The sequence below is a fragment of the Ruegeria sp. N11 genome, assembly GCF_056531525.1.
Genome location: NZ_JBQFLX010000020.1, coordinates 1 through 20609 on the forward strand (window position 1 = coordinate 1; position 20609 = coordinate 20609).

General features: G+C 55.8%; 24 protein-coding genes. 10 read left to right on the forward strand and 14 right to left on the reverse strand.

The features are described from left to right. From ACR0J8_RS18940 to ACR0J8_RS18955, 4 genes are all read left to right on the forward strand, one after another. On the forward strand, positions 1-571 hold a 571-nt coding region (locus ACR0J8_RS18940; protein WP_480891688.1), incomplete at its 5' end, for a TraB/TrbI/VirB10 family type IV secretion system protein. Between the two features lie 205 nt (positions 572-776). Further along, the gene (locus tag ACR0J8_RS18945) at positions 777-1790 is read left to right on the forward strand and encodes an ATPase, T2SS/T4P/T4SS family (protein ID WP_170417994.1); all 1014 of its coding nucleotides are present in this window, start codon (positions 777-779) and stop codon (positions 1788-1790) included. Between the two features lie 12 nt (positions 1791-1802). Next, on the forward strand, positions 1803-1961 hold the full coding sequence (locus tag ACR0J8_RS18950) for a hypothetical protein (protein WP_170417997.1): 159 nt from the start codon (positions 1803-1805) through the stop codon (positions 1959-1961). Beyond that, the gene (locus ACR0J8_RS18955) at positions 1954-3846 is read left to right on the forward strand and encodes a type IV secretory system conjugative DNA transfer family protein (protein ID WP_170418000.1); all 1893 of its coding nucleotides are present in this window, start codon (positions 1954-1956) and stop codon (positions 3844-3846) included. Before ACR0J8_RS18950 ends, ACR0J8_RS18955 begins: the two co-directional genes overlap by 8 nt. 214 nt (positions 3847-4060) lie before the next feature. On the opposite strand, the gene ACR0J8_RS18960 is transcribed toward ACR0J8_RS18955, so the two are convergent. From ACR0J8_RS18960 to ACR0J8_RS18970, 3 genes are all read right to left on the reverse strand, one after another. Then, on the reverse strand, positions 4061-4420 hold the full coding sequence (locus ACR0J8_RS18960) for a c-type cytochrome (protein WP_170418003.1): 360 nt from the start codon (positions 4418-4420) through the stop codon (positions 4061-4063). Positions 4421-4644: 224 nt separating this feature from the next. Then, positions 4645-5112: a DUF411 domain-containing protein gene (locus ACR0J8_RS18965; protein WP_170417767.1), complete on the reverse strand. Its 468-nt coding sequence runs from the start codon at positions 5110-5112 to the stop codon at positions 4645-4647. 74 nt (positions 5113-5186) lie between these two features. Beyond that, entirely contained in the window at positions 5187-5816 is a 630-nt protein-coding gene (locus ACR0J8_RS18970; RefSeq protein WP_170417770.1) for a cation efflux transmembrane domain-containing protein, read from the reverse strand. A 74-nt stretch (positions 5817-5890) separates the two neighbouring features. Here ACR0J8_RS18970 and ACR0J8_RS18975 point away from each other — a divergent pair, with 74 nt between their 5' ends. After that, positions 5891-6307: a MerR family transcriptional regulator gene (locus tag ACR0J8_RS18975; protein WP_170417773.1), complete on the forward strand. Its 417-nt coding sequence runs from the start codon at positions 5891-5893 to the stop codon at positions 6305-6307. Between the two features lie 209 nt (positions 6308-6516). Here the strand turns inward: ACR0J8_RS18975 and ACR0J8_RS18980 are convergent, their stop codons facing one another. From ACR0J8_RS18980 to ACR0J8_RS19025, 10 genes are all read right to left on the reverse strand, one after another. Next, the gene (locus ACR0J8_RS18980) at positions 6517-7554 is read right to left on the reverse strand and encodes a hypothetical protein (protein ID WP_170417776.1); all 1038 of its coding nucleotides are present in this window, start codon (positions 7552-7554) and stop codon (positions 6517-6519) included. An 87-nt stretch (positions 7555-7641) separates the two neighbouring features. Beyond that, positions 7642-9477: a relaxase/mobilization nuclease domain-containing protein gene (locus ACR0J8_RS18985; protein WP_170417779.1), complete on the reverse strand. Its 1836-nt coding sequence runs from the start codon at positions 9475-9477 to the stop codon at positions 7642-7644. Then, positions 9474-9893 carry a hypothetical protein gene (locus ACR0J8_RS18990; protein ID WP_170417782.1) on the reverse strand — a complete coding sequence of 140 codons (420 nt, stop codon included), beginning with the start codon at positions 9891-9893 and terminating at the stop codon, positions 9474-9476. The genes ACR0J8_RS18985 and ACR0J8_RS18990 overlap by 4 nt, the downstream gene beginning before the upstream one ends. A 472-nt stretch (positions 9894-10365) precedes the next feature. Then, entirely contained in the window at positions 10366-10566 is a 201-nt protein-coding gene (locus tag ACR0J8_RS18995) for a hypothetical protein (protein WP_170417785.1), read from the reverse strand. 683 nt (positions 10567-11249) lie between these two features. Next, on the reverse strand, positions 11250-11792 hold the full coding sequence (locus tag ACR0J8_RS19000) for a hypothetical protein (RefSeq protein ID WP_170417788.1): 543 nt from the start codon (positions 11790-11792) through the stop codon (positions 11250-11252). Positions 11793-11814: 22 nt separating this feature from the next. Then, on the reverse strand, positions 11815-12105 hold the full coding sequence (locus tag ACR0J8_RS19005; protein WP_152460667.1) for an addiction module antidote protein: 291 nt from the start codon (positions 12103-12105) through the stop codon (positions 11815-11817). Between the two features lie 5 nt (positions 12106-12110). Continuing rightward, the gene (locus tag ACR0J8_RS19010) at positions 12111-12404 is read right to left on the reverse strand and encodes a type II toxin-antitoxin system RelE/ParE family toxin (protein ID WP_170417791.1); all 294 of its coding nucleotides are present in this window, start codon (positions 12402-12404) and stop codon (positions 12111-12113) included. 115 nt (positions 12405-12519) lie between these two features. Continuing rightward, on the reverse strand, positions 12520-14385 hold the full coding sequence (locus tag ACR0J8_RS19015) for a ParB/RepB/Spo0J family partition protein (protein ID WP_170417794.1): 1866 nt from the start codon (positions 14383-14385) through the stop codon (positions 12520-12522). 218 nt (positions 14386-14603) lie between these two features. Further along, positions 14604-15008, reverse strand: a complete 405-nt coding sequence (locus tag ACR0J8_RS19020) for a DUF3768 domain-containing protein (RefSeq protein WP_152460664.1) — start codon at positions 15006-15008, stop codon at positions 14604-14606. 527 nt (positions 15009-15535) lie between these two features. Further along, on the reverse strand, positions 15536-15787 hold the full coding sequence (locus tag ACR0J8_RS19025; protein WP_170418006.1) for a WGR domain-containing protein: 252 nt from the start codon (positions 15785-15787) through the stop codon (positions 15536-15538). 251 nt (positions 15788-16038) lie between these two features. Here ACR0J8_RS19025 and ACR0J8_RS19030 point away from each other — a divergent pair, with 251 nt between their 5' ends. The 4 genes from ACR0J8_RS19030 (at position 16039) to ACR0J8_RS19045 (ending at position 18654) form a co-directional block, all read left to right on the forward strand. Beyond that, complete coding sequence (locus tag ACR0J8_RS19030) at positions 16039-16431, forward strand: GFA family protein (RefSeq protein WP_152460663.1); 393 nt, start codon at positions 16039-16041, stop codon at positions 16429-16431. 102 nt (positions 16432-16533) lie between these two features. Then, positions 16534-16836 (forward strand): SH3 domain-containing protein, encoded by a 303-nt coding sequence (locus tag ACR0J8_RS19035; protein WP_152460662.1) that lies wholly within the window; start codon positions 16534-16536, stop codon positions 16834-16836. 185 nt (positions 16837-17021) lie between these two features. Then, complete coding sequence (locus ACR0J8_RS19040; RefSeq protein ID WP_371732129.1) at positions 17022-17132, forward strand: DUF6429 family protein; 111 nt, start codon at positions 17022-17024, stop codon at positions 17130-17132. Positions 17133-17247: 115 nt separating this feature from the next. Further along, the gene (locus ACR0J8_RS19045; protein ID WP_174819503.1) at positions 17248-18654 is read left to right on the forward strand and encodes a DUF7986 domain-containing protein; all 1407 of its coding nucleotides are present in this window, start codon (positions 17248-17250) and stop codon (positions 18652-18654) included. Positions 18655-19136: 482 nt separating this feature from the next. Here the strand turns inward: ACR0J8_RS19045 and ACR0J8_RS19050 are convergent, their stop codons facing one another. Further along, the gene (locus ACR0J8_RS19050; protein ID WP_170417797.1) at positions 19137-19436 is read right to left on the reverse strand and encodes an MBL fold metallo-hydrolase; all 300 of its coding nucleotides are present in this window, start codon (positions 19434-19436) and stop codon (positions 19137-19139) included. A gap of 84 nt (positions 19437-19520) precedes the next feature. Here ACR0J8_RS19050 and ACR0J8_RS19055 point away from each other — a divergent pair, with 84 nt between their 5' ends. Beyond that, positions 19521-20432, forward strand: a complete 912-nt coding sequence (locus tag ACR0J8_RS19055; RefSeq protein ID WP_170417800.1) for a homocysteine S-methyltransferase family protein — start codon at positions 19521-19523, stop codon at positions 20430-20432. Positions 20433-20609: the final 177 nt, after the last annotated feature.

The following is a 20609-nucleotide window of genomic DNA, read 5'->3' on the forward strand; positions in this document are numbered from 1 at the left end:
GATCATTGACGATCCGTCGCGGTCCTTAACGCGAGGCACGGTCTTGTCGGCGCTATTCGGTGGGGCGGTCAGCTCGGAACTGCCCGGTAGTGTCGTGGCAACGATCACACGCGGCGTCTACTCGATGGACGGCACACGTTTGCTTCTGCCTCGTGGATCGAAGCTCTATGGCGAGTATCGAGCGGATACGACATTGGCGCAAACGCGCATCATGATTGTTTGGAGCCGTGTCATTACACCGGATGGCCTTTCCGCTCAGATCGGCTCAGTTGGCACGGACGGACAGGGCCGCACCGGCGCGACCGGCAGGGTGAACACACACTTTGGGAAGCGGTTCGGCACGGCTGCGTTGTTGTCCATCATCGGTATTGCCCCTGTGGCGCTGGTGTCTGACAGCGACAGCAACAACTCGGTCAGAACGGATCTGGCAACCCAAGTGGGGTCTAACCTGCAGAACGCCACGGCAGCGGCGCTTGATGAATACCTGCGCATCACTCCGACAATCTTTGTCGATCAGGGCAGTCGTATCAACGCGATCCTGCAGCGCGACGTTGTGTTCGATAGCTTCTGAGAGCGAGCCAATGAGCCGACCGCCTCAGCGGTCTTTCCGGCCGCTGCCAGCATGATCGAGTGCGGTAGCGGCCTTTTTTGAAGCAAATTCAGCACTTTTTGGAAGCAATGAATCTTATGTGGATGCCTTCGTGTTCGAGGCAAAGCCGAGATGCAGCGAAGGCAACCTCCAGTGTTCCAAAAAGTGCTCTACCAAGGACAAGAACATGAGCGGGCGGAACGGGAATAGCCTTCTGGAATACTATACAGGCAAGATCGAGCATCTGTTACACGATGAAAGCCTGAGCGAAATTTCTGTGAACCCTGACGGATCGGTCTGGGTCGAAGAAATGGGCACAACGCACATGACCAGGACAGACATCACTCTGAACAGAGACGATGTAGAAAACATCGGGCGCTGCGTGGCCGGTTTCAGCGATGTAACATTCGGAGAAAAGAAGCCGATTGCGACGGCCAACGTGCCGACACAGCAGGGTAAAGCGCGGGTTCAGGTCGTGATTCCGCCAGCAACAACCGGCGTGGGGTCCGTTGCGATCCGTCTCCTGCGCGTGAAAAACGTCGATCTGGGCGCGTTCAGCTTCGCCAGCAAAGAGGCGGCGTTGGCAGAAAACAACGATCATAGCGCGCTTGAAAATGCTCGGGCTGTTCTCGCTGACGGAACAATGAACTTTGACGAGCTGGCCGACCTTGCAATGCTTAGCAAATGGAACGTGATCATTGCCGGGGGCACCTCGTCCGGCAAAACCACTGTCCTCAATGCAATGCTGAAGCGCGTCGATCCGGGCGAACGGATCGTGACGATTCAAGAAGTGGCCGAGTTGGACATCGAGCAACCCAATTCTGTCGATCTGCTTGCCGACCGTTCCGAAGAAGATGGCCCTCGATCACCAACAAAGCTGCTGGAATCGGCGCTTCGCCTCCGGCCTGACCGCCTCGTCTGCGGTGAAATCCGAGGCGACGACGCGAATATGTTCTTGGAACTGGTGAACACCGGCCACGATGGATCTGTCTGCACCATGCACGCGAACTCGCCCGTAGATGCCATTGGACGGATGAGCAAAATGGTGCGTCGCGGATCTCCGACCGTTCAAAAGTCAGAAGTGGTCGATGACATCCGGGCCACCATTCACATGATCGTTCACATGAAGAAAATCGGGGACGAACGGAAGGTCAACGGCGTGATCTTCCCGCCTCTGATGACTGCTGAACAACTGAATTGAAGGAGTACAAAGATGAAGAAATTCGAGTACCGAGACGTGCCTTTTTCGGAATGCGACGACGCCAGCGAGAAATTCGCAAAGCTGGGCAAAGAAGGTTGGGAAATGGTTGGTGTCGCACGTGCAGAATTTGGCATCGTGTGCTTCTTCAAACGCGAGCTGACCGATGGCTGAGTTTCAGGATCTACCCAAAGGCAAGAAGGTCGCGATAGCCGGTACTATGGGCTTTATCGCTACCTCGGCTTGCGCGGTGTTGGTGGTCGGGCTGGCGCTCGAATACATCAACACCAGAGGCTTTCGCGGGCTGGACATCTGGGCGATCCCAGAGAAGTTCATGGCACAGCCTGCAGAGACGCAGCAGATCATGGGTCTGGTGGCGGTGGTCGCAGTGGGTGTTTTGACCTTTGCATTTGTGGCGGCTGCGCTGCGTGGTCCCTCAACGAAATACGGTGATGCGACCTTTGCAAAGGCCCCTCAGCTCGTCCAGGAAGGCTATGCGTCGGTTCTGAAGCTCAAAGACAAATTGGATAGTGAAATCGTGTTTGCCAAATTTGGTGAGCCAAAGGACAAAAACGCGATCTACTATAAGCCCGGCCCCGGTGTCCAAAAGCCGCACGCGATGTTCATTGCCCCGTCTGGTTCGGGCAAAACCAGCGGCTTTGTGATCCCGAATGTCCTGCGTTTCAATGGGTCTTGCGTCGTCCTGGACATCAAGGGCGAGATTTTCCAGACAACCGGCGCGCGTCGGGCAGCAATGGGCGATGAGGTTTTTGTGTTCGACCCCGAGAACCCCGACAAAAGCCACAGCTACAACCCTCTGCGCCGCGCAGCACGTGCCGACAATCTGGACCGGCGATGGGAAGAAGTGATTCAGGTTGCAACTCAGATGTTCGACACGCCCAGCTCGTCCGCGCAGGGCTTTATGGGTGGTGTTGAAGGCATGTTCTGCGCAATGGCGATGCTGGCGATCAAAAGAAAGCGGCCATACATTTCCGAAGTCCTGCGCCTGGTCAAAACGACCAAGCAAAAGGACTATGAGAAAATGGCTGAAGAAGTTGGATATGCGCGAGCTGCAGATGAGTTTCTGAATCTTGCAGCCGAAGAATCCAAAATCCTGCGGTCAACGATTTCGGTTATGTTGAACTCCGGCCTGCAGCTCTGGCGCAACCCGTCGGTAGCAAGAGCCACGCAGGGCAATGACATCAACTTTGAAGATCTGCGTCGGCGCCCCAGCTCGATCTACTTTTCCGTGCCAGGGAAAAAGGTCAAAGAGTTCCGGACGCTCATTCGCCTGTTCTTCCTCGATCTGGTGAACACCATCGAAACTGTTGAGCCGGGCGAAGATGAGCCGTTCAAGGTTTTGATGCTGCTCGATGAGTTCCAACGCCTCGGCCATCTTGAGCGCGTTGTTGAAGCCTATGACACCATGCGATCGTTCGGGGGCAGGCTCGTGGTGATTTCGCAAACACTGTCGCGCCTACAGGACATTTATGGGCACGAGGGTGTGCGGGCGATGCTGGCAAACGCTGGAACCCAGATGTTTGCCGCCTCAGAGGATTCCGAAGTACGCGAACATGTGTCCAGGTCCATCGGGGACAAAACGGTCATAAGCAAGTCGAAGTCTCGAGCACTCGGCAAGATGGAAATGGGCAGCATATCAGAGCGTGAAGAAGGCATTCGCCTGCTCCGGCCCGAACACGTTGGCCGATTGCCTGAAAATGAAGTTGTGCTGATCCGCGAAGGCAAGATGCCGGTGATTGCAAACAAGATCCGATACTTCGAAGATCCCTATTTCATGCAGTTCCTTGGGGGTGATGCTCCAAAGATCAAAGGTACACATCTGGATCTTGCTGAAGAACAGGCCAGGGACACGGCAAAGGCTCTGGCGGATGCGAATCCGGCCCCTGCCCCGGTGAAAGAGGTTTCTGAAAAAGACCAGGAACTTCAGGCGGCATTTGATGCGCAGCGCACGGTCGCAAAGCGGAAAAGTCGGTCAGCGAAAGATATGGCGATGGAGAAAATGAAAGCCAAACGGGCTGAAAGTAGCGCCTTCACTTGACGGGGGTAACAGGACGCGGCCGAACCGGACCTTACTTCAATATGCAGAGAACGGCAGGAGAGAGCCCTAACCTGCTCGTGCTGCGACTTACATATATGTCCGCTTCCGTGAAGCTTACTAGAATGGCGCATTGTCAGCTTTATGCCTGCTGAGAATTGTCGTCATAGTATCGACAGCAAAAACACTCATCAAAAACCAACAGATTGACGACAGATCAAGGGAACCCCGCACGCATATAAACGATGATCTTCCAAAGGTCTTCTTCGCTCAGCGCTTCCTTGAAGGCTGGCATGTCTGTTCCGAAGCGTTCGCCGCCCTCGGAAATTGCCCAAAGAAGGTACTCGTCCCCCGACATCGGCATCTGAACGAACCATCGTAGGAGAGCGGGAGAGGGCGCGAGCGAACGTCCGGCTTCACCATCGCCCAAACCCTCAGCTCCATGACAGCTTGCGCAGTTTTCCGTATATAGCGTCTTGCCCTCCGAAACATTCTCGGGCGTTGCACGAATGGTGCTCCGAGCCCCGCGGTAGGCTGCGGGCACGTCCTCGTTCATATACGTCCAATGTCGTTGCATGCGCTGCTGCTGGCCAGGCCCCATATTGCCGTGCCCCCAACCACGCATGTGCTCAGACCTCATGTGGTTAGATCCCATTGGCCCGTGACCCCACCAATCTCCTCGTTGTTGTTGTGCGCAACCCACTGTAGCAATGGTGATAGACAGAACGCTTAAGGTAAGAGTGCGTAATCCAAGCTTCGTCATCTTCTCCTCCTTACTGTTTCCGCTCGATGAACGTCGCCTCAGGCCGCTTCGTAACTCTTGAACACCTCGGTGCTACCGTCCTTGAGGATCAAAAACACGTCGTAGGCCTCACGACGATCTTCCGGCCCCATCCCAGGGGAACCGTAGGGCATGCCAGGAACAGCAAGTCCAACAGCACTGGGTTGCTCCTCCAGCAGACGACGAATGTCTGCAACCGGCACATGCCCCTCGATCATATAGCCATCGATCTCGCCTGTGTGGCAGGACATCATTTCTTCGGGAATGCCGTTGTCCAATTTGTGGCGGACAAGCTGTGTTCCAAAGCTGCGCTCCTCGGTAATGCGAAAGCCTTCCTGCCGCAGGATGTCGATCCAAACCTGGCAACAGCCGCAGTTCGGATCCTTGAGAACACGGACGGAAGGCGTGTCTTGCGCAAACGCGGCAAATGGTACTGTGCTGGCAAAGCCAGCGGCGTAAGTCAGTACTTGGCGGCGTTTCAGGTTCATGGCGAGAGTCCTTGGTATTTCCAACTAAATTGAGCCGATTTCGTATCATTCGAGATCAAAGGTCATAATCCACGTCAAACATGCTCATGTTCGCCAACTTCCCGACGCTCGGCGAGCGCTTGGCGCACGATCTGGAAAGCAGAGGAAAGAAACAACGTTGCCATGACCGCCGCAACAATCAGGTCAGGCCAACCGCTAGCTGTGCCCCAGACGCCTAAAGCTGCAAACATAACGGCCACATTGCCAATGGCGTCATTACGCGAACATAGCCAGACAGAGCGCACATTTGCATCGCCGTCCTTGTAACGGACGAGCAAGAGAACACTTGCGAGATTGGTCATAAGAGCGAAAAAGCCAACGATGCCCATGATCTCGGCCTCCGGCACTCCGACATAGAACACCCGGTACACGGTCGATCCAAACACCCAAAGACCCATCAGCAGCAAGCTCACCCCTTTCGCCAGAGCGGCATTGGTGCGTGCACGGATTGAAGCCCCGATCACTGCCAGCGAGATACCGTAGGTCAAAGCATCCCCAAGGAAGTCTAGAGCGTCGGCCTGAAGTGCCTGAGACTTTGCATAGTGACCGGCAGTCATCTCGACGACGAACATCACCGCGTTCAGAGCAATGACAATCCACAGCCTCCTTTTGTAGTCGTCTGATACGCCGTCGAATTTGGCGTTGTGTCCGCAACATGCTGACATTGGGAAGCCCTTTTTGTATCTGTCGTGACCATAGTGTAGTGTCTCTAGTTACTAGAGGTTCAAGAGGTATTTTCATGTTTTCTATCGGGGAGCTTTCCAAGCGCACGAAGGTCAAAGTTCCGACTATCCGCTACTATGAGGAAATGGGCCTGCTTGCCGCACCAGAACGCACCGAAGGCAACCAACGGCGCTACGATGTGGCAGGGCTAGAGCGTCTCAGTTTCATCAAGCATGCACGCGATCTTGGTTTCTCAATTGAAGCGATCTCCGAATTGATTGTGCTTCAAGGCCACCCGGATCGTTCATGCCAAGCCGCAACGGACATCGCCGTCTCACAACTTTCCGAAGTAAGAGCAAAGATCAAACGACTACGGGCTCTTGAAAAAGAGCTGGTTCGGATTTCGAAGGGCTGTGATGACGAAGGAGTGTCAGAGAACTGCTATGTGCTCGCGTCTCTTGCCGATCATAAACTCTGTCACCACGATCACTAAACTATGAGCGGACATTGCTTTAGTCCCAGCGAAAGACTGTTTTGTCCGCTTCTTGCCTATTCAAACGTGGTGCAGCGAATGCCCGGAATGTCCAAGGACAAGAGTCCGTCCCAATCGGAACAGACCCCACATTACTCCAACCCGGTGGTCTCGCTGTTCCCGGCAACACATTCACCGGCGCGAACAATCATCTATCATGTCCTCCGTGGTTAAAGACTGTGTCCATCATACTCATGGACGTGGGTAGCCTGTTCGCGGGTATGGGCAATCTCTTGCACCACGGCGGCAATCTTGCTGGATGAAACTTGGTGCAGCTCACCAACAACGGCCTCCGCGCGCTCGTAGCTGTCCGGAACGCCTTGGCTGTTGAAATGGGCGGCAGCGGTGGAAATGTCCGCGTCTTTCCAAGTCGCCGTTGTGCCGATTGAAACGCTGTCATGATCGTTGTAGCGGGCCAGGAACTTGCTTCCGTCGAGACCGAAGCTGTGCGCGGTCGCCACAATGTCATCACGCACAGCCAGCCATTTTTCGGCTTCCGTGGGGTCCAGGTTGTCCAACTCGGCCGCATTCATGGATGTGGTGTAGCTGTCATCAGCCAAAGTGTATGCCTGCAGGTCGGTGTCATATGGGCGCAGTTCGGCAACATCGCCTTTCAACTCCCCGATCTGAACGTCCATTGCGGCACGCAAGTGTGGATCTTCGACCTCTCGTGCAAGAGCCTCCATGTTCTCGATGGAGTTCACGATGTCCTTGGTCTGCTGCTCGTAGTTCTCAAAGATGGCCTCCCCCAAAGCGGATTGCATATACTGAACATAGCGATCACCGGGCGACTGGTAGTCGTCGGACTCCTGAAAATCCTTGTCACCACTCAGATCCGCAAGGGACGAATAGTAAGGGTGATACAGATCGTATTCCTGAGCATCACTCATGTGCTGAGAAACCAAAGCCTGCATATCGTTCAGATCAACCGGCTCCCCTGACCGCTCCGCAGCTTCAAATTCGATTTTGAATTCTTCGACCAGATCTTGTTGCGCAGTATGTTCGTCAACACGGCGGTTGGCCTGGTCCTCGATGTCGAAGCTGTTTGAGGCGATGGCTGCACGATCAAAGCCCATCGCCTGCTGTTCTTTCCTGATGATGTCGATCTGCTCTGAAACGCGATCTTCACGCGGGGCGGATTGATCAAATCTGGAATAGGGTGCGAAGTGTTCGACTTCGTTCAAAAGATAGTCTGTACGCGAAACCATAGTTTTTCCTTTGCGAGTTGATGGAAAACTCTGTGATGGGTCTGCCTGGGGCGTTGGCGCGCGCATCAGGCAGACCGGTTAAAGTCCTTACAAGCTGTGCCCGTCATCGTCACCGCGCCCCTGCAAGAGCGGGTGCGTTGCGTGGGCGTGAACGTCTGAAAGTTCTTCTGAGATTGCGATGATCCTGGAAGACGCAAGCTGGTGCAGCTCGTCAACAACGGCCTCAGCGCGGTCGTGGCTGTCGGGTAATCCTTGCGCCTGGAAGTGGGCCGCGGCGGTCGAAATGTCGTCGCTGCGCCATCCCATTGTTGTACCCAGGGTGACGTTCTGATGATCGCCAAAGCGGGCAACGAACGCCTCGCCATCGAGGCCGTAGCTGCTGGCCGTGTCGGTGACTTCTTTGCGGATCGCTGCCCACTTGCCGGCCTCTGAATAATCCAAGACATCCATTTCGGCAGTGCCCATTCCCATCATCGTTGAATAGCGGCGGTCCTCGATGATGAAGGCTTGAAGGTCCGGATCGTTGGTGCGCAGGTCCGCAACGTCGCCCTTCAACTCGCCAATTTGAATATCCATAGCGACACGCAGATGAGGGTCGTCAACCTCACGGGCCAGCCCTTCCATCTTGTCGATGGATTGCAGCAATTCTTTGGTCTGAGTCTGGAAGTCCTCATAGGCCCCCTTGCCCAAGGTGTCCTGTATATAGACCTCGTACCGGCGTGCTGCCGGGGCATAATCAGCGGACGACTGGAACGCCTTGTCATCGACAATATCAGCAAGGGCAGACAGATACGGATGGCTCTGTTCGTTGTCCCGAACGTCGCTGATATGGGCAACAACCTGAGCCTTCAGCTCGGGTGCGATTGTTTCCTCAGAACCGCCTAATTCGATGTGTCGCCGCAAGTTGCTCATGACTTCGGGCGACACATAAGACGGGTCTCCTGGCTCGCCGTAATCATCAAAATGATGGGCTTGATCCAGCAGATGTTCCATTCTCGATACCATAGGTTCCTCACTTTCAACGAGTTGGATGGCAAACTCTTCGATCCGGTCTTTGACAGCGTTGGCGCGCTCATCAAACAGATCCGACATTCTTGCGATGGAGAGTGTCATCACATCACCGGCCATGTCGCGGGCCGTAACTTCAACCTCCGGAGTGCTTTCAACAACAGACAGTCCGGCCTGAACCTTCCACGTGTCGGTCTCAACTTCCTGCCGCAAACCGCGCTCAAGGCGGGTCGTTGCGGTCAGCTCAATTCCGTATCCTTCGGCAACCTCAACCTGGATAGAGCGCTGAACGTCGATGTTCATGTCGCTGCTCATACCCATAGCCAACCACTGCCCATGTTCCACGCCTCGGTTATTCACAACGATGTGGACATGGGGGTTGTCAGTGTCGTTGTGGAACACGGTCAGATAGTCCCAGGTATCGCCAAAATCACCGCTCCCAAACAGGCGATCCGCGAAGTCCAAACCGGCCTCATGCGCGGCATCCGGATAGGTGCCTTCGGGAAAAGAAACGATCATGTGACGGGTATAACCATAGTTGGTTTTCCCGTTGAAATCCTCGGCCCAGGTCTCGATCAGATCACTCACCTGATCGGCATCGAGCGGGGTCACACCATTGTCGCGGATGTCCAACACGCCCTCTGCCCTGACGGTCAGGTAATTGATCTGGCGGCGCAGCTCATGCGCTTTTTTCACCCCACCTTTGCGGACGTGTTTCACAACCGCCTCGGGCTTTCCAACCACAGCACCAAGCCGCGCCTTGATGGATGAGGCCCGCGAGATCATGAACTTCATGCGCTTGGCGGTTTGCAGCTGCTGGCTGATCTGCTTGGACCGATCGATACCCTTCTGCGCTTCCCGGAAGGCTAGCTCCAGAAAGTCCCCTGCCGTCAAATTGTGAGCCGCGACGTTCATGCTTCAGATGTCCTCTCATCGTCGCGCAAGATTCGGCGAATGGCGGAGTCTGGCTCTCGGTTTCGGCGGGCCGCGGTGATCAGCGCCTTCAGGTCTTGCCGGTGCTGGATGATCGCACGATGGAGGTTTTCGACATCGCGCCGGTCGTCATCGGTCCAGATCACCGAACCGCGTTTGGCCGATTTTGCGAGCTGATTGAGGTTGGTGTATCCACCCTGAACCTGCCGCAAGTGCGTCTGCCAGAGATCGACAACGGCCGGGTCAGGATCGAGATACCCGATCAGACGATAGATCAGTCGTTGGATGATCTGGTTGCGGCTCTTGGCCCCAAGCGACTGCACGGCCTCCTCCAAACGCACCAACGCATCTGACGGCAATCGAACGGAAAAGACAGTGGTGTCGCCGGGCTTGCTCAATGTATACCTCTGGTTGTTTTTATGACTTGTAACACAACTACCTTATCCTGTCATACTCTCCAAGAGGAAACCGGGGGTGATTTTAGAAATCCGTATTTTCTCAAATTGCCCCCGGAACAGTTTTGCTCTTGGAGGCAATCTCCACGCCGGGAAAAGGGTCCTGCCCCTTTTCCAGCCAGCAGGCGTGGGTGCCGGTGGACCGGCGCAGGGCAATCACGCAAAGCGGGAGCTGCCCGAACAGCGCCCGTCACATACCGGCACGTTCAAGGTCAGTATGGCATTTTCCGCGCGCCTCAGCGCGCTCAATGTCCCGCCGCTTTCGCGGCGGGTGTGGCAGGGTTGTCTGCTGCCGCATTGGGGCAGGTCGGCACCCCTGCCCGGTCTTAGGACCGCGCGCCACCTGTGGCGCATATGTGGTCCGGCCTGCGGCCGGAGCAGAAGAAAGGGCGGCTTGCGCCGCCCTGCCCTCCCGTCATTCGGTGACGGGATCGTCATCGGTGCGCTTCGGGAAGGCCACCATCTCAACGCCAGGGAACATGCTGTGCTTGACCTGGATCGAGGTGATGGTGCCGGTCTCATCGGTATTGACGAAGAGCACCCCGCATCGATCCCAGAATGTCTTGCCTTCTTTTTCACCGGTCTTGACGCTCAGTTTCAGAGTTTGAGTTGCCATTGTTTGATCCTCGCTATGGCGTGTTTCGATGAACAAGGGAAAAGCGGGCATCAAGGGGATGTCAGCAGGGAATTTGATCCGCGCGGAATGCGCCGCAGGCGCAGGGGACATTCCTTGTTGAAGCGCGGCGCCCGGCCCGGGCGCCGCGCGTCTTCCCCGACTGCCCGCTTATGTTCATCCCTTCAGAAACACCGCAGCCGAGGATCTTCTCCGGCAACGTACTTGAAACTGTCAGACCTGGTGAAAGGCAAGGCTTTCTGGGATCGCTGCGCGCGGAACATCTGAACAAAACGATGTCTTTGATGGCGGCAACATCACCTCGATCCGACACAGGCGCGGCGCTCAGTTCTAAGTTGGGGGTTGCCCTTCTGGGTCGGTATGACCGTCGTCGCAAAGGATGAAGAATGACGGACGGTGCAAACCGCCCTATCCAACTGGCGGAGGCCAAAGACCGGACGGTCCGGCCCTGGTCCGTGCTTGTGCGGATCAGGTAAACAGCCGGACTCAATTTGGATTGGCGGGTTCGGTAGGACGCCCCGGTAATCCGCAAGAACTCTCTCAAGCGCTGTCGCGGGGCGAGACCGGCGCACGGGCAGATACAGTGATGAGTACGCCAAGAAAAAGGCCCACCGAAGCGGGCCACGAGTTTAACCAAAGGAAAATCTGGAGGTATTCTTTACAGGCTAACGCTTGCGCGCGCGATCGACAACACCGTCAGCTGTGATCGTGGCAATGCGATCCTCTGTGCGGCGGGTCATTTCCACCCCGTCACCCGTCATATGCGCCTCGGCAAATTCCGTGAACTTGAAGATGCTGCCATCTGCTTCAACATGGGTTTCGTCCTCTGCCGAGCGCCGCTTCACCGATCCGTCATGGCGGATTTCGATGATCGTGTTGTCGGCCATTCGGACCGTCACGGTATGCTCATCTACAGCGACACCCTGCCACCAGGCATCTGCATCGCGGCGCACAACAATGCGGTTTGGGTGCAGCTTGATCTGCACGTCCTGTACCTCGTCCGGATCAGCGGCTTTGACGACCACGATGGCCTCCTGCGCGCTGGGATCACCATGGATCGACGCGCTCCCGTTTTTTGGCGGCCAGAGCTTCGGCTGTGTGCGCGGCTTGCCCTTCTGGTCTGTATGAAACCCGACGAACATCTGCGCGGATTTCCAGACGCGGCGGGCGGCTTTTTCAACCGTAGACGGAGCTGCATCGGTGGACATGGTGGATAGCCTTTAAAGTGGGTTAATTCACGTGCATTTTCGGGGTGAGCGTCACACCCACAGCGCTCAGCACTTTCAGCACCGTGCCAAACTCGGGATTGCCATTTTCGCTAAGTGCGCGGTAGAGGCTTTCCCGAGACAGACCAGATTTGTCGGCCACACTCGACATACCTTTGGCCTTGGCAACATCGCCAAGTGCCGACGCGATCAGCGCCGTGTCGCTGGTTTCAAAAGCCGCTTCAAGATAGGCTTGAATGGCTTCCGGGCTGTCCAGATAGTCAGCCGCTTCAAACTTCGTTGTTTTGACACCCATGTTTTTCACTCCAACTCTCTTGCCATCGCCTTGGCGGTTTTGATGTCGGCTTGCTGGGATGACTTGTCTCCCCCGCACAGCAAAACGATCAAAACGTCACCGCGCGACACATAGTAAACGCGATACCCCTTCCCTTCGGAGATACGCAGTTCACTCACACCTTCACCAACCGGTTTCACATCACCGGGATTGCCCAGGCTCAACCGCGTGATGCGAACCAAGATCCTGGCTCTCGCCCTTTGGTCCTTCAGGCCCTTGAGCCACTTGTCGAACAGGTCCGTCTTACGAATTTCTATCATACCTATATGTAGCCTACAGGCTACAACCTTTCAAGTCAAAACAACCTATACCATTGAACTAAAATCAAAAATCATTGCTGAAAAGCAGGGCGCGTTGCGCCCTGCCCTGCCAGTTTCAGAAGCAATCCGGCACCCATGCATCGATCCGGGCTTTCTGTGCCTCGGTCACGCCCAGTGCCTTTTGATGCTCTGGATCATTGAAGAGCTTGTGCAGCGCCTCGTTCTTGGCACCCTTTTTGGATTTCGCGAAGGCTTTGAACATGTCGGCGTCGATGTGCAGGTCCAGCAGGTCTTTGTAGAGATCATCCAGCTGCCAGCCTTTCAGACGCTTGAAGCAGTTTTCAGCCGAAGGGGTCCAGATCGCGCGCATGTCAGCCTCGATCTCAGCCTCGATCTCCGCCATGAACTCCGGGCGTTGGGTCAGAAACCGCCGGGCCAGAAAACCCGTGATCTCACCATTGCGGGTCTTCTTGCCCAGATCGCGAAACGCTTTGAACGCTTCCACGCTGCCTTGTGCGGCAATCTCGTGGAACTGGTCATAGGCTGCCTGTGCCGCTTCATCCCGTTCTCCGCCAAGACGCGGGTCGAGGATGAACTGGTCATCGATCTCGGGTGTGTTCCGCTCGGCACCACCATAGCCAAACCCAAACAGATTGCTGCTCAGACCGGAGGCCGGGGTGGCAAAGAAAGCAAACAGGCTCAACACATAATCAGGCTTGTCCAGCAGGGCCGTTTGAACCGCTGCCAGCCGGATCGCCACCATGTCGTCGATGAACTTCTGCGAATAAACTGGTTTTGGTTCTTCCTTGATCTCCGGTTCTTTGACCGGGGCCAGAACACCAGCCTCAATGGCAGCCTGAACATGTTCCGCCGCGACATAGGCCGGGGATGTTTTGATCTCGCCATTGTTGGTGACATAGACAAACACGCCGGACAGCTTGCGCTGCGCGTCAGAATAGAACGGCGCCGTATAGTCCTCAAGCGCGGCCAGCTCCTTTTCACCATCCGCGTCCAGAGCCTCACCCTCATAGAGTTCGGCAAGTTCGTCATACCGTTCGGCCTGTCCTTCGGTGAAGTCCCGGCTCACCATGTCCAAACGGTGCATGTCTTTCGTACCCGAGAACCCATAGGGAATGTAGCTTTCCTCATGGGTGTCCACCCAGTCCCAGCCTTCCGCGTCGCGCAGTTTTTCCGCTTCTACCGCCAGTTTCTCGGCAAACAGACGATCCAGTAACGCGCCTTCATTGAATAGGGTTTCATCGGCAAACAGATCAGCGGTGACGGTGCCGCCCGCCTCAACATAAGCCTTCTGCCCGACAAATACGGCCTTGCGGCTAGTGCTGCTAACAGCCTCCGACGTCAGTGCCTGTTTGACATCATGCTCACTGAACCACCGACATTCTTTGGCCCGTTCCAGAACCTCCAGAATTTTCTCTTCTTCGGTGCTGACGGTCATGGCCTTGGCCAGCCCCATGCTGATCTCACCGGCTTTGAGCGCATCCAGAACGGCGGCGGGCAGACTGGCAAGCGCGAGGCGGCGGCGCACATGGGATTCGGTCACGCCAAACGCATTGCTGATCTTGGCAATAGACAGAGATTTCTCGGCCATTTTGCCATAAGCACGGACCTCGTCCACAGGGTCCAGTTCTTCACGGGCGGTGTTCTCCGCATTGGCCCATTGCTCAGCCACGAAGGGATTGTCCGTGACCTTAACGGGAACCTGTGCCAGATCAGCGCGCTCAGTCACGGCGATGTTCAGAGCCCGTAGGCGGCGACCACCGGCAACGATTGCGACTTTGCCATCGGTATCGCGCAACCCGCTGAGGTTCTGGATCAAGCCACACATAACCAAACTGTCGGCCAGAAGTGCAATACCTTCCTCACCAACCTCCTGTCGTGGGTTGATGTCAGACAGGTAGAGATCGGACAGGGATACGGTTTCGATGGTTTCCGGTGCGGTGAATGTTTCGACTTTGCTCATGGGGCAAATCCTTGTTTGAGTGTTTGAGATCGTGTTAAGGGTGCCCTACCCCTTCCGGGGTAGAGCGGAGCCGTTTAGATGGCTGCGTGTTGGATCAGGAAGCGGCGCGCGATGTGGAAATTGTCGCCCTTCCTGATTAGCGCCCACGCTTCTGCGATACGTTGCTGCAAGATTTCATTGCTCATGGTGTTCACCTCCTTTCCGGTTTGGGATTGAGATCAGTATTCGCTGGGGCACATGATGGTCAGAACGCGGCGCGTCACTGACGTGTCAAACGGCCGGTCGGACCCATACGTGTAGTCCGTGTCGTAAAGATCGATCTTCCAGAACAGCTTCTGGTCACGGACTGTCACCGCCCCAAAGGTGTGATCGCCATAGGGGTCATTGCCCTCGTCAAACTGGTCATCCGACGCCACCGCTGCCAAAGCTGCAGTCTGGAACTCCATCCCTTCACCTGACACGCCGGGCGTGACAAATACCTGACCCTGAATTCCCTTAGAATGCATCTCGATTGCCGCAGTCGGATCGATCAGCGCTTTCCGAAATAGGTCATTCTGGGTCGCAATCTCTGCCGCCTGCAGGCTGGTGTCAGTGTCGATGTCTTTTGTCTTTTCAATGTCCAAAACCGTCTCTCCTTTTGTGGTGCGACCTCTGGGGTTGATCCCCTTTGGTGCTGGTTTTGAGCCGAGCCCTGAAAGGGCGTCGTCTCTAAAACCTGCCCCGTGGCGAACGCGGAGAGGGGCGAGACAGGACCAATCGACAAGAGTGGTGCGGCCCGCAGCGCAGGCGCGCGAGGACACGGTATTGTCTATTTGTCTTGTCCGAGGGGGGAGGCCGCGCCTTCCCCCTTACGGAAGGTAGCGTTTGGCTTGTCCAAATCCCGCCTGACCCACAAGGAAAGGACAAAGGATCTCTGATCCTGCGTGAGCGCAAAAGGGACCGTCACCCGAATGGGCAGATCACCACGGCATGGACCGACCATGACCCAAAGCCCCTGCCCCGGCTCGCAAGAGACGGGTCAGGGGCTACTGGGACAGGGAGATCATTCTGGGGTGTTCTGGGTGGAAGCCGATACGTCGGCTGAAACCTAGAGCCTGCTCACGAGCCGAAAGGCTCGGGATTTGCCACAGAAACAGACTGCAGCCCGAAGTCACTCACCGACCGGAACATACCCTCGACGGAGCTTTTGCTTTTCGAGATTGTGGAGCGCTTCACTAGCCAGGGCTTCGTCATCATACGTCACCATCATGGCTTGCCCGTTCGTGCCAATACGCCCCCAGGTACGAAGCACTGAAACCTCCCCAAACAACGTCGGCTGCAACTCGATGCCATAGAACCGCGCCATGTTGATCTCAGGGTCCACATGGATCAGGTGCACAGGTGTGGTGTCTGTCAGCTCCATGACGCGATTGTCGATCAATAAAGCTCGTCTGTCCAATGACTTTGCTGGAACAGTCAATTGGCAAGGATTCAGAACCGTGATGAAAACATTCGACAACTCAATCTGTCTGATGCTTGCCTCGTACCCATCCAGGTACAGGAGCTCATATTGGCACCATTCCACATTCCGCTGCTGGAACCGTTGTGACCACTGGCCAGAGTAGGTACGGTTTTCTCATATCTTGCAAAACGAAATAGAAGGATGAAGGCAACGTGGCTGAAATCTTGGAAGGCGGATGTTTTTGCGGTGAGGTTCGATACCAGGTCACTGGCAGCGCAGTAATGCAACTCATGTGTTTTTGCAGTGATTGCCTATCGATGACCGGAACGGACGGTTATGCCGGGTACATGATAAAGTCGGAAGACCTGCAGCTGCTGAAAGGCAAACCACGGACCTTTGAGAAGACCTCAAAGGAAGGTCGACCTGTCATCAAGCATTTTTGTGGCACCTGCGGATCAGGCCTGTGGGGCGTGACAGCCTTCGGATTGACGAGCATTGCGGCTGGGACATTGGATGAGCCAAACAACTTCAAGCCAACGAGCAAGGTTTTTGTGAAAGATGCCCCCAACTGGGCCAGGGTTCCCCACCATTTGGAAGAAATGTAGCGTTTGAAGCTTTGGTATCACCTACATTTCTGTCTTGGAGTTGTTCCTCTTGGTGACCCGAGTTGCTACGATTGTCGTTGAGGCAATAAGCAGGACATCGCGATGCGCAATGCAATCTTTTTACCCCTAATGGCTTTGTTCCTGGGGGTCGTCATGGACGTTAAACCGGCGGCGGCCGCGTCACTCGGAACATATGAGGTTTTTGGCGTCGAAGACGGTGACATGCTAAAAATGCGCAGTGGGCCTGGAACAGGGTTCAATGTGATCGTTGGTCTTCCAAATGGAACCGCACTACGAGTTCACGGCTGTGAGCAGACCGGTGGCACCCGTTGGTGCCGCGTCTCTTTGGAGCGCGCGCGCAAGCTTAAGGGATACGTCTCTTGGGCATATTTGCGGAAAATCTAATACGACAGCGATCAGCACCACCATCTTTTAGCAATCATAGAATACCGGCGGAAACGCCCTGACGAATCCACTAGTTGGGCTCACACCCGTCGTCGAAGCGGCTCGCAACATCCCCGAATTCGCTGGGTTCAGGACGGCCCTAAGGCTTTGACTGGGGAGCGCTTGATCGCCTGCACCGTAACGGATTGATCCTGGACCCGGTTGGAAAGGCAAAATCGGTGGTACTGACCGATGAAGGCCTGCGCCGCTCCGAAAAGCTTTTCACAGAGCTTTTTGGGCGGGAGCCAAAGACATAGCATTCGCCATGACAAGTCCCTCCATGTAACGCAGGTCTGCATACGCGTGTGGGCTGGCTGGCGGTTGCAATCTGCGCTAAATCGCCCCTGTCCGGCAAACAGGGAGAAGCTGAAGATGACAACGGGGAACGATCTTGGTGGGCTCATCGGGTTTATCACCCGTGACGAGATTTGGCATGAGCGGCTCGCTGATGTGTTGGACGAGCATTTTCTGCCAGCGCTCGAGGCCTTCGATCTTGAGTTCGAGGATCTGGGCGACTTGCTGGGCGAGGATTGGCCGATGGTCCTGTGGGGTGGTGGCCTGGAAGATTTGCTGGGCAGGACATTCGGAGCGGACGCCGAAAACGCTGCGGATGCTTATCTGAAAGGGAGCGGTTCCAAGGAGAGTGCGCAGACCCGCGCCTATATCAAAGGATTGCGGGACGCGTCGGTCAGCCTTTATGAGGTGAGCGAGGTAGACCCCGGCAGATCCATGGTCTTGCGCAACATGCTTTCGGACGCAGAGCCGGTTACCGTCCGGGAACACAGCGCGACGCAGATGCTGCAGCGATGGGATCGCATCGCAGCTCGGGTTGTCGCACAGGGGGATTATAACGTGATCTCGGGGGCGCTGCTCCCATTCGACCCCGACACCGTCGCGTTTTTTGAAGACGGGCTCCGCTCCGTGTTGAAATTGAACCCCGACGTTGAACTGAGGCTGACACAGGATCAGCTACACCGTTCCGCACCCCTCTTCACCAATGCCTGGCTCTTCGCACATCTGCCGAACCTACTGGATCCGGAACCACCACAAATCAGCAACAGCGATGGCGACAACCTGCTCTTTCACGACATGCGCTTCCCCCTCGCCAGCAAAGTGACGCAAAGCCAGGTATCTGAAAAGCTAACACAGTCCGCAGAACTCGTGATCTCAGGCCAGAAGGATTGGACCTGGCTTGACCTCGACACCCCGTCCGGCACCAAGCACGGCACCGGCCTCGTGTTGGACAAATCAATGTCAGGGGCCTCCGTGCTTGGGTCCCTAGATCTGAAAGGTCGGACACTCACACTTTCTGTGAGCTCTACAGCGCGCGCTGAACGCGGCGAAGCCCTGGTCCGGGACCTCCTGGGCGACCTGGTGAAATCTCCGCTGACATCAATCCAGACCGCCGAACAGATGATGGCGGATGACAGCACGAGTAACGGAGTGGCAGAAGAAGAGGACATCCCCCGTGCCCTTGCCCGTCAGATGGCCCACGAATATCTCGAACAGCATTACCGCGATACGCTTGACCAGCCGATTCCTGCCCTGGATGGCAAGACCCCGCGCCAGGCCGTTCGCAGCACGGCGGGCAGGAAGAAAGTCATAGACTGGCTGAAGACAATCGAAAACCGCAGCGCGCGCCAGACCGGCTCTCCGGTGGCTGAGTATGATTTCGGCTGGATGTGGGACGAGCTTGGTCTGTCAGACTACCGAAATTGGACCAGCGATGGTTCTTGCAAAAACCGTTCCAAAGCTTCGCCTCCTGAACCCATCGACTAACCCATGTTTTCCCGGCTGCGTCTTGCAGAGATGTGGCAAGGGTTATGCTGTCGCTGCGCGTCCAGATGGTTTGCCTCGTGACAGCTGGGGCACAACAAAATTTCAGTCTCCGTGGACACACCGGTTTCATAATCGAAACAGTACTCTTGTCCACATATTTCCAGCACCTCTCCACTCTTGGCCAGTTCCGAACTTGTCACCTCGCAGTGATCACAAATTCCGTCCAAGAGAGCTGATTGGAGTTCAGAAAGAACCACTGTTTTCTGAAAATTGCACACTCTGTCACTCATAACTGCTTCAGGCTTTCACAAAATGGTGAAGAGAGAAAGCTTGTGAAACAAGAATTCAAGGGAATGTGACATAGCCCAATGGGTTCGAGATTTAGTTTCGCCGATCATTGCCTGTAAGCTGCGCGGCGCGTCGAACTTTCACGTCAGCCGCCATCCCACAACAGACCCGCGCACATCAAAATACAACCTGGGCTAGTCCTCCCAGCGAAACGCGTCGTTGTCCGCCTTCACCCGACCAATAGACGGCAAAGCGAAGTGGTTTCCCAGCACAATACATCCCGTTTCCGAGGCGCTTTCCAACAGTTTCCGACGGGATGTCACGGCCATCTCAGCATCGGAATCAAACATAAAATGCCACTCGGGATGCCAGCACTGGGCGGTTGTATGGATTGCATCACCTGTAATCAGAGCGCGCCGGTCGCCACTGGTGATTTCGACCGAGACATGACCTGGTGTTTGGCCTGGCGTGGGGATCAGAGTGACGGAATACACCCTGTCGCAGTCCTAAGGTTCACAGGAGGCCCGAGACAAAGTAGGTTTCTTGTGCAGAGGTAACGGCAATAGGCGTGGATCAGAATGGCGCGACAGCTCCCACTCGAAGGTAACAAGCCCTTTCTGGTTTACGCCGGCACTGGCACCGACCTGATTTTCAATCATGGAATTGAGCTTCCCGGTTTCGCGTCGTTTCCATTGCTGGAAGAACCTGGCACCAGGGTGATACTGGCCGGTCAAATGCAGGCTCTTGTCGATCTGGCCCGTGAAATGAATGTCGGATGCATCCTTGATGCGCCCACATGGATGGCGAACGCCGACCGGGCAGCGCCCTTGGGGTACGATGCAGAGCGGCTCGCCGAAGTAAACAAAGATGCGGTCAGTCTAATGGAAGACGTGCGCCAAGCTGCCGCTCGCGATGATGTACTGGTGTCGGCCTGCATCGGCCCGCGCCATGATCCTTACGCCGACATCCCGCCGGTACCCGTCGAAGATGCACGTCAATACCACGCCGCTCAAATGCACAGCCTGAAAGACACAAGCCTCGATCTGGTCACCGCTTATACATTCAACCGCCCAAGCGAGGCAGCGGGATGCATCCTCGCCGCCCGGGACGCTGAACTGCCGATCATCATGTCTCTGGTTGTTGAGACAGACGGGTGCCTGGCAGACGGGACCAAACTTGTGGACGGAATTGACCAGATCGACGCAGCAACCGACTCGGCGGCGCTGTTTTTTATGGTCAACTGCGCTCACCCTACCCATTTCGCCGGAGCGCTTGGCAACCACCCCCGGCTGAGAGGCCTTGTGGCGAACGCTTCGAGTTGCTCGCATGCGGAACTTGACGAAGCAGATGAGCTGGACGAAGGCGATCCAGCTGAACTTGGTAAACAGATTGCCGCGATTGCGAGGCAGAATCCGTCGATCCAAGTATTTGGAGGATGCTGCGGTACCGACATGCGCCATCTGAAATCGATGATCAGCGAACTAGCATAGCCAACTTGGTTCAATCTGAGCGATAACGCTGAGATCTAAGGTGATCCCGTAATTTCTTTCCACAACTTGTTAGGAGATCGGCCCTTTGCTGCCGTTGACCGAGGGCGCGCATCGCTGCGGTGCGGCCCACCAGACCGGACTTTAGCTGCGACTGCGAAATCCAGCGATCGACAAACT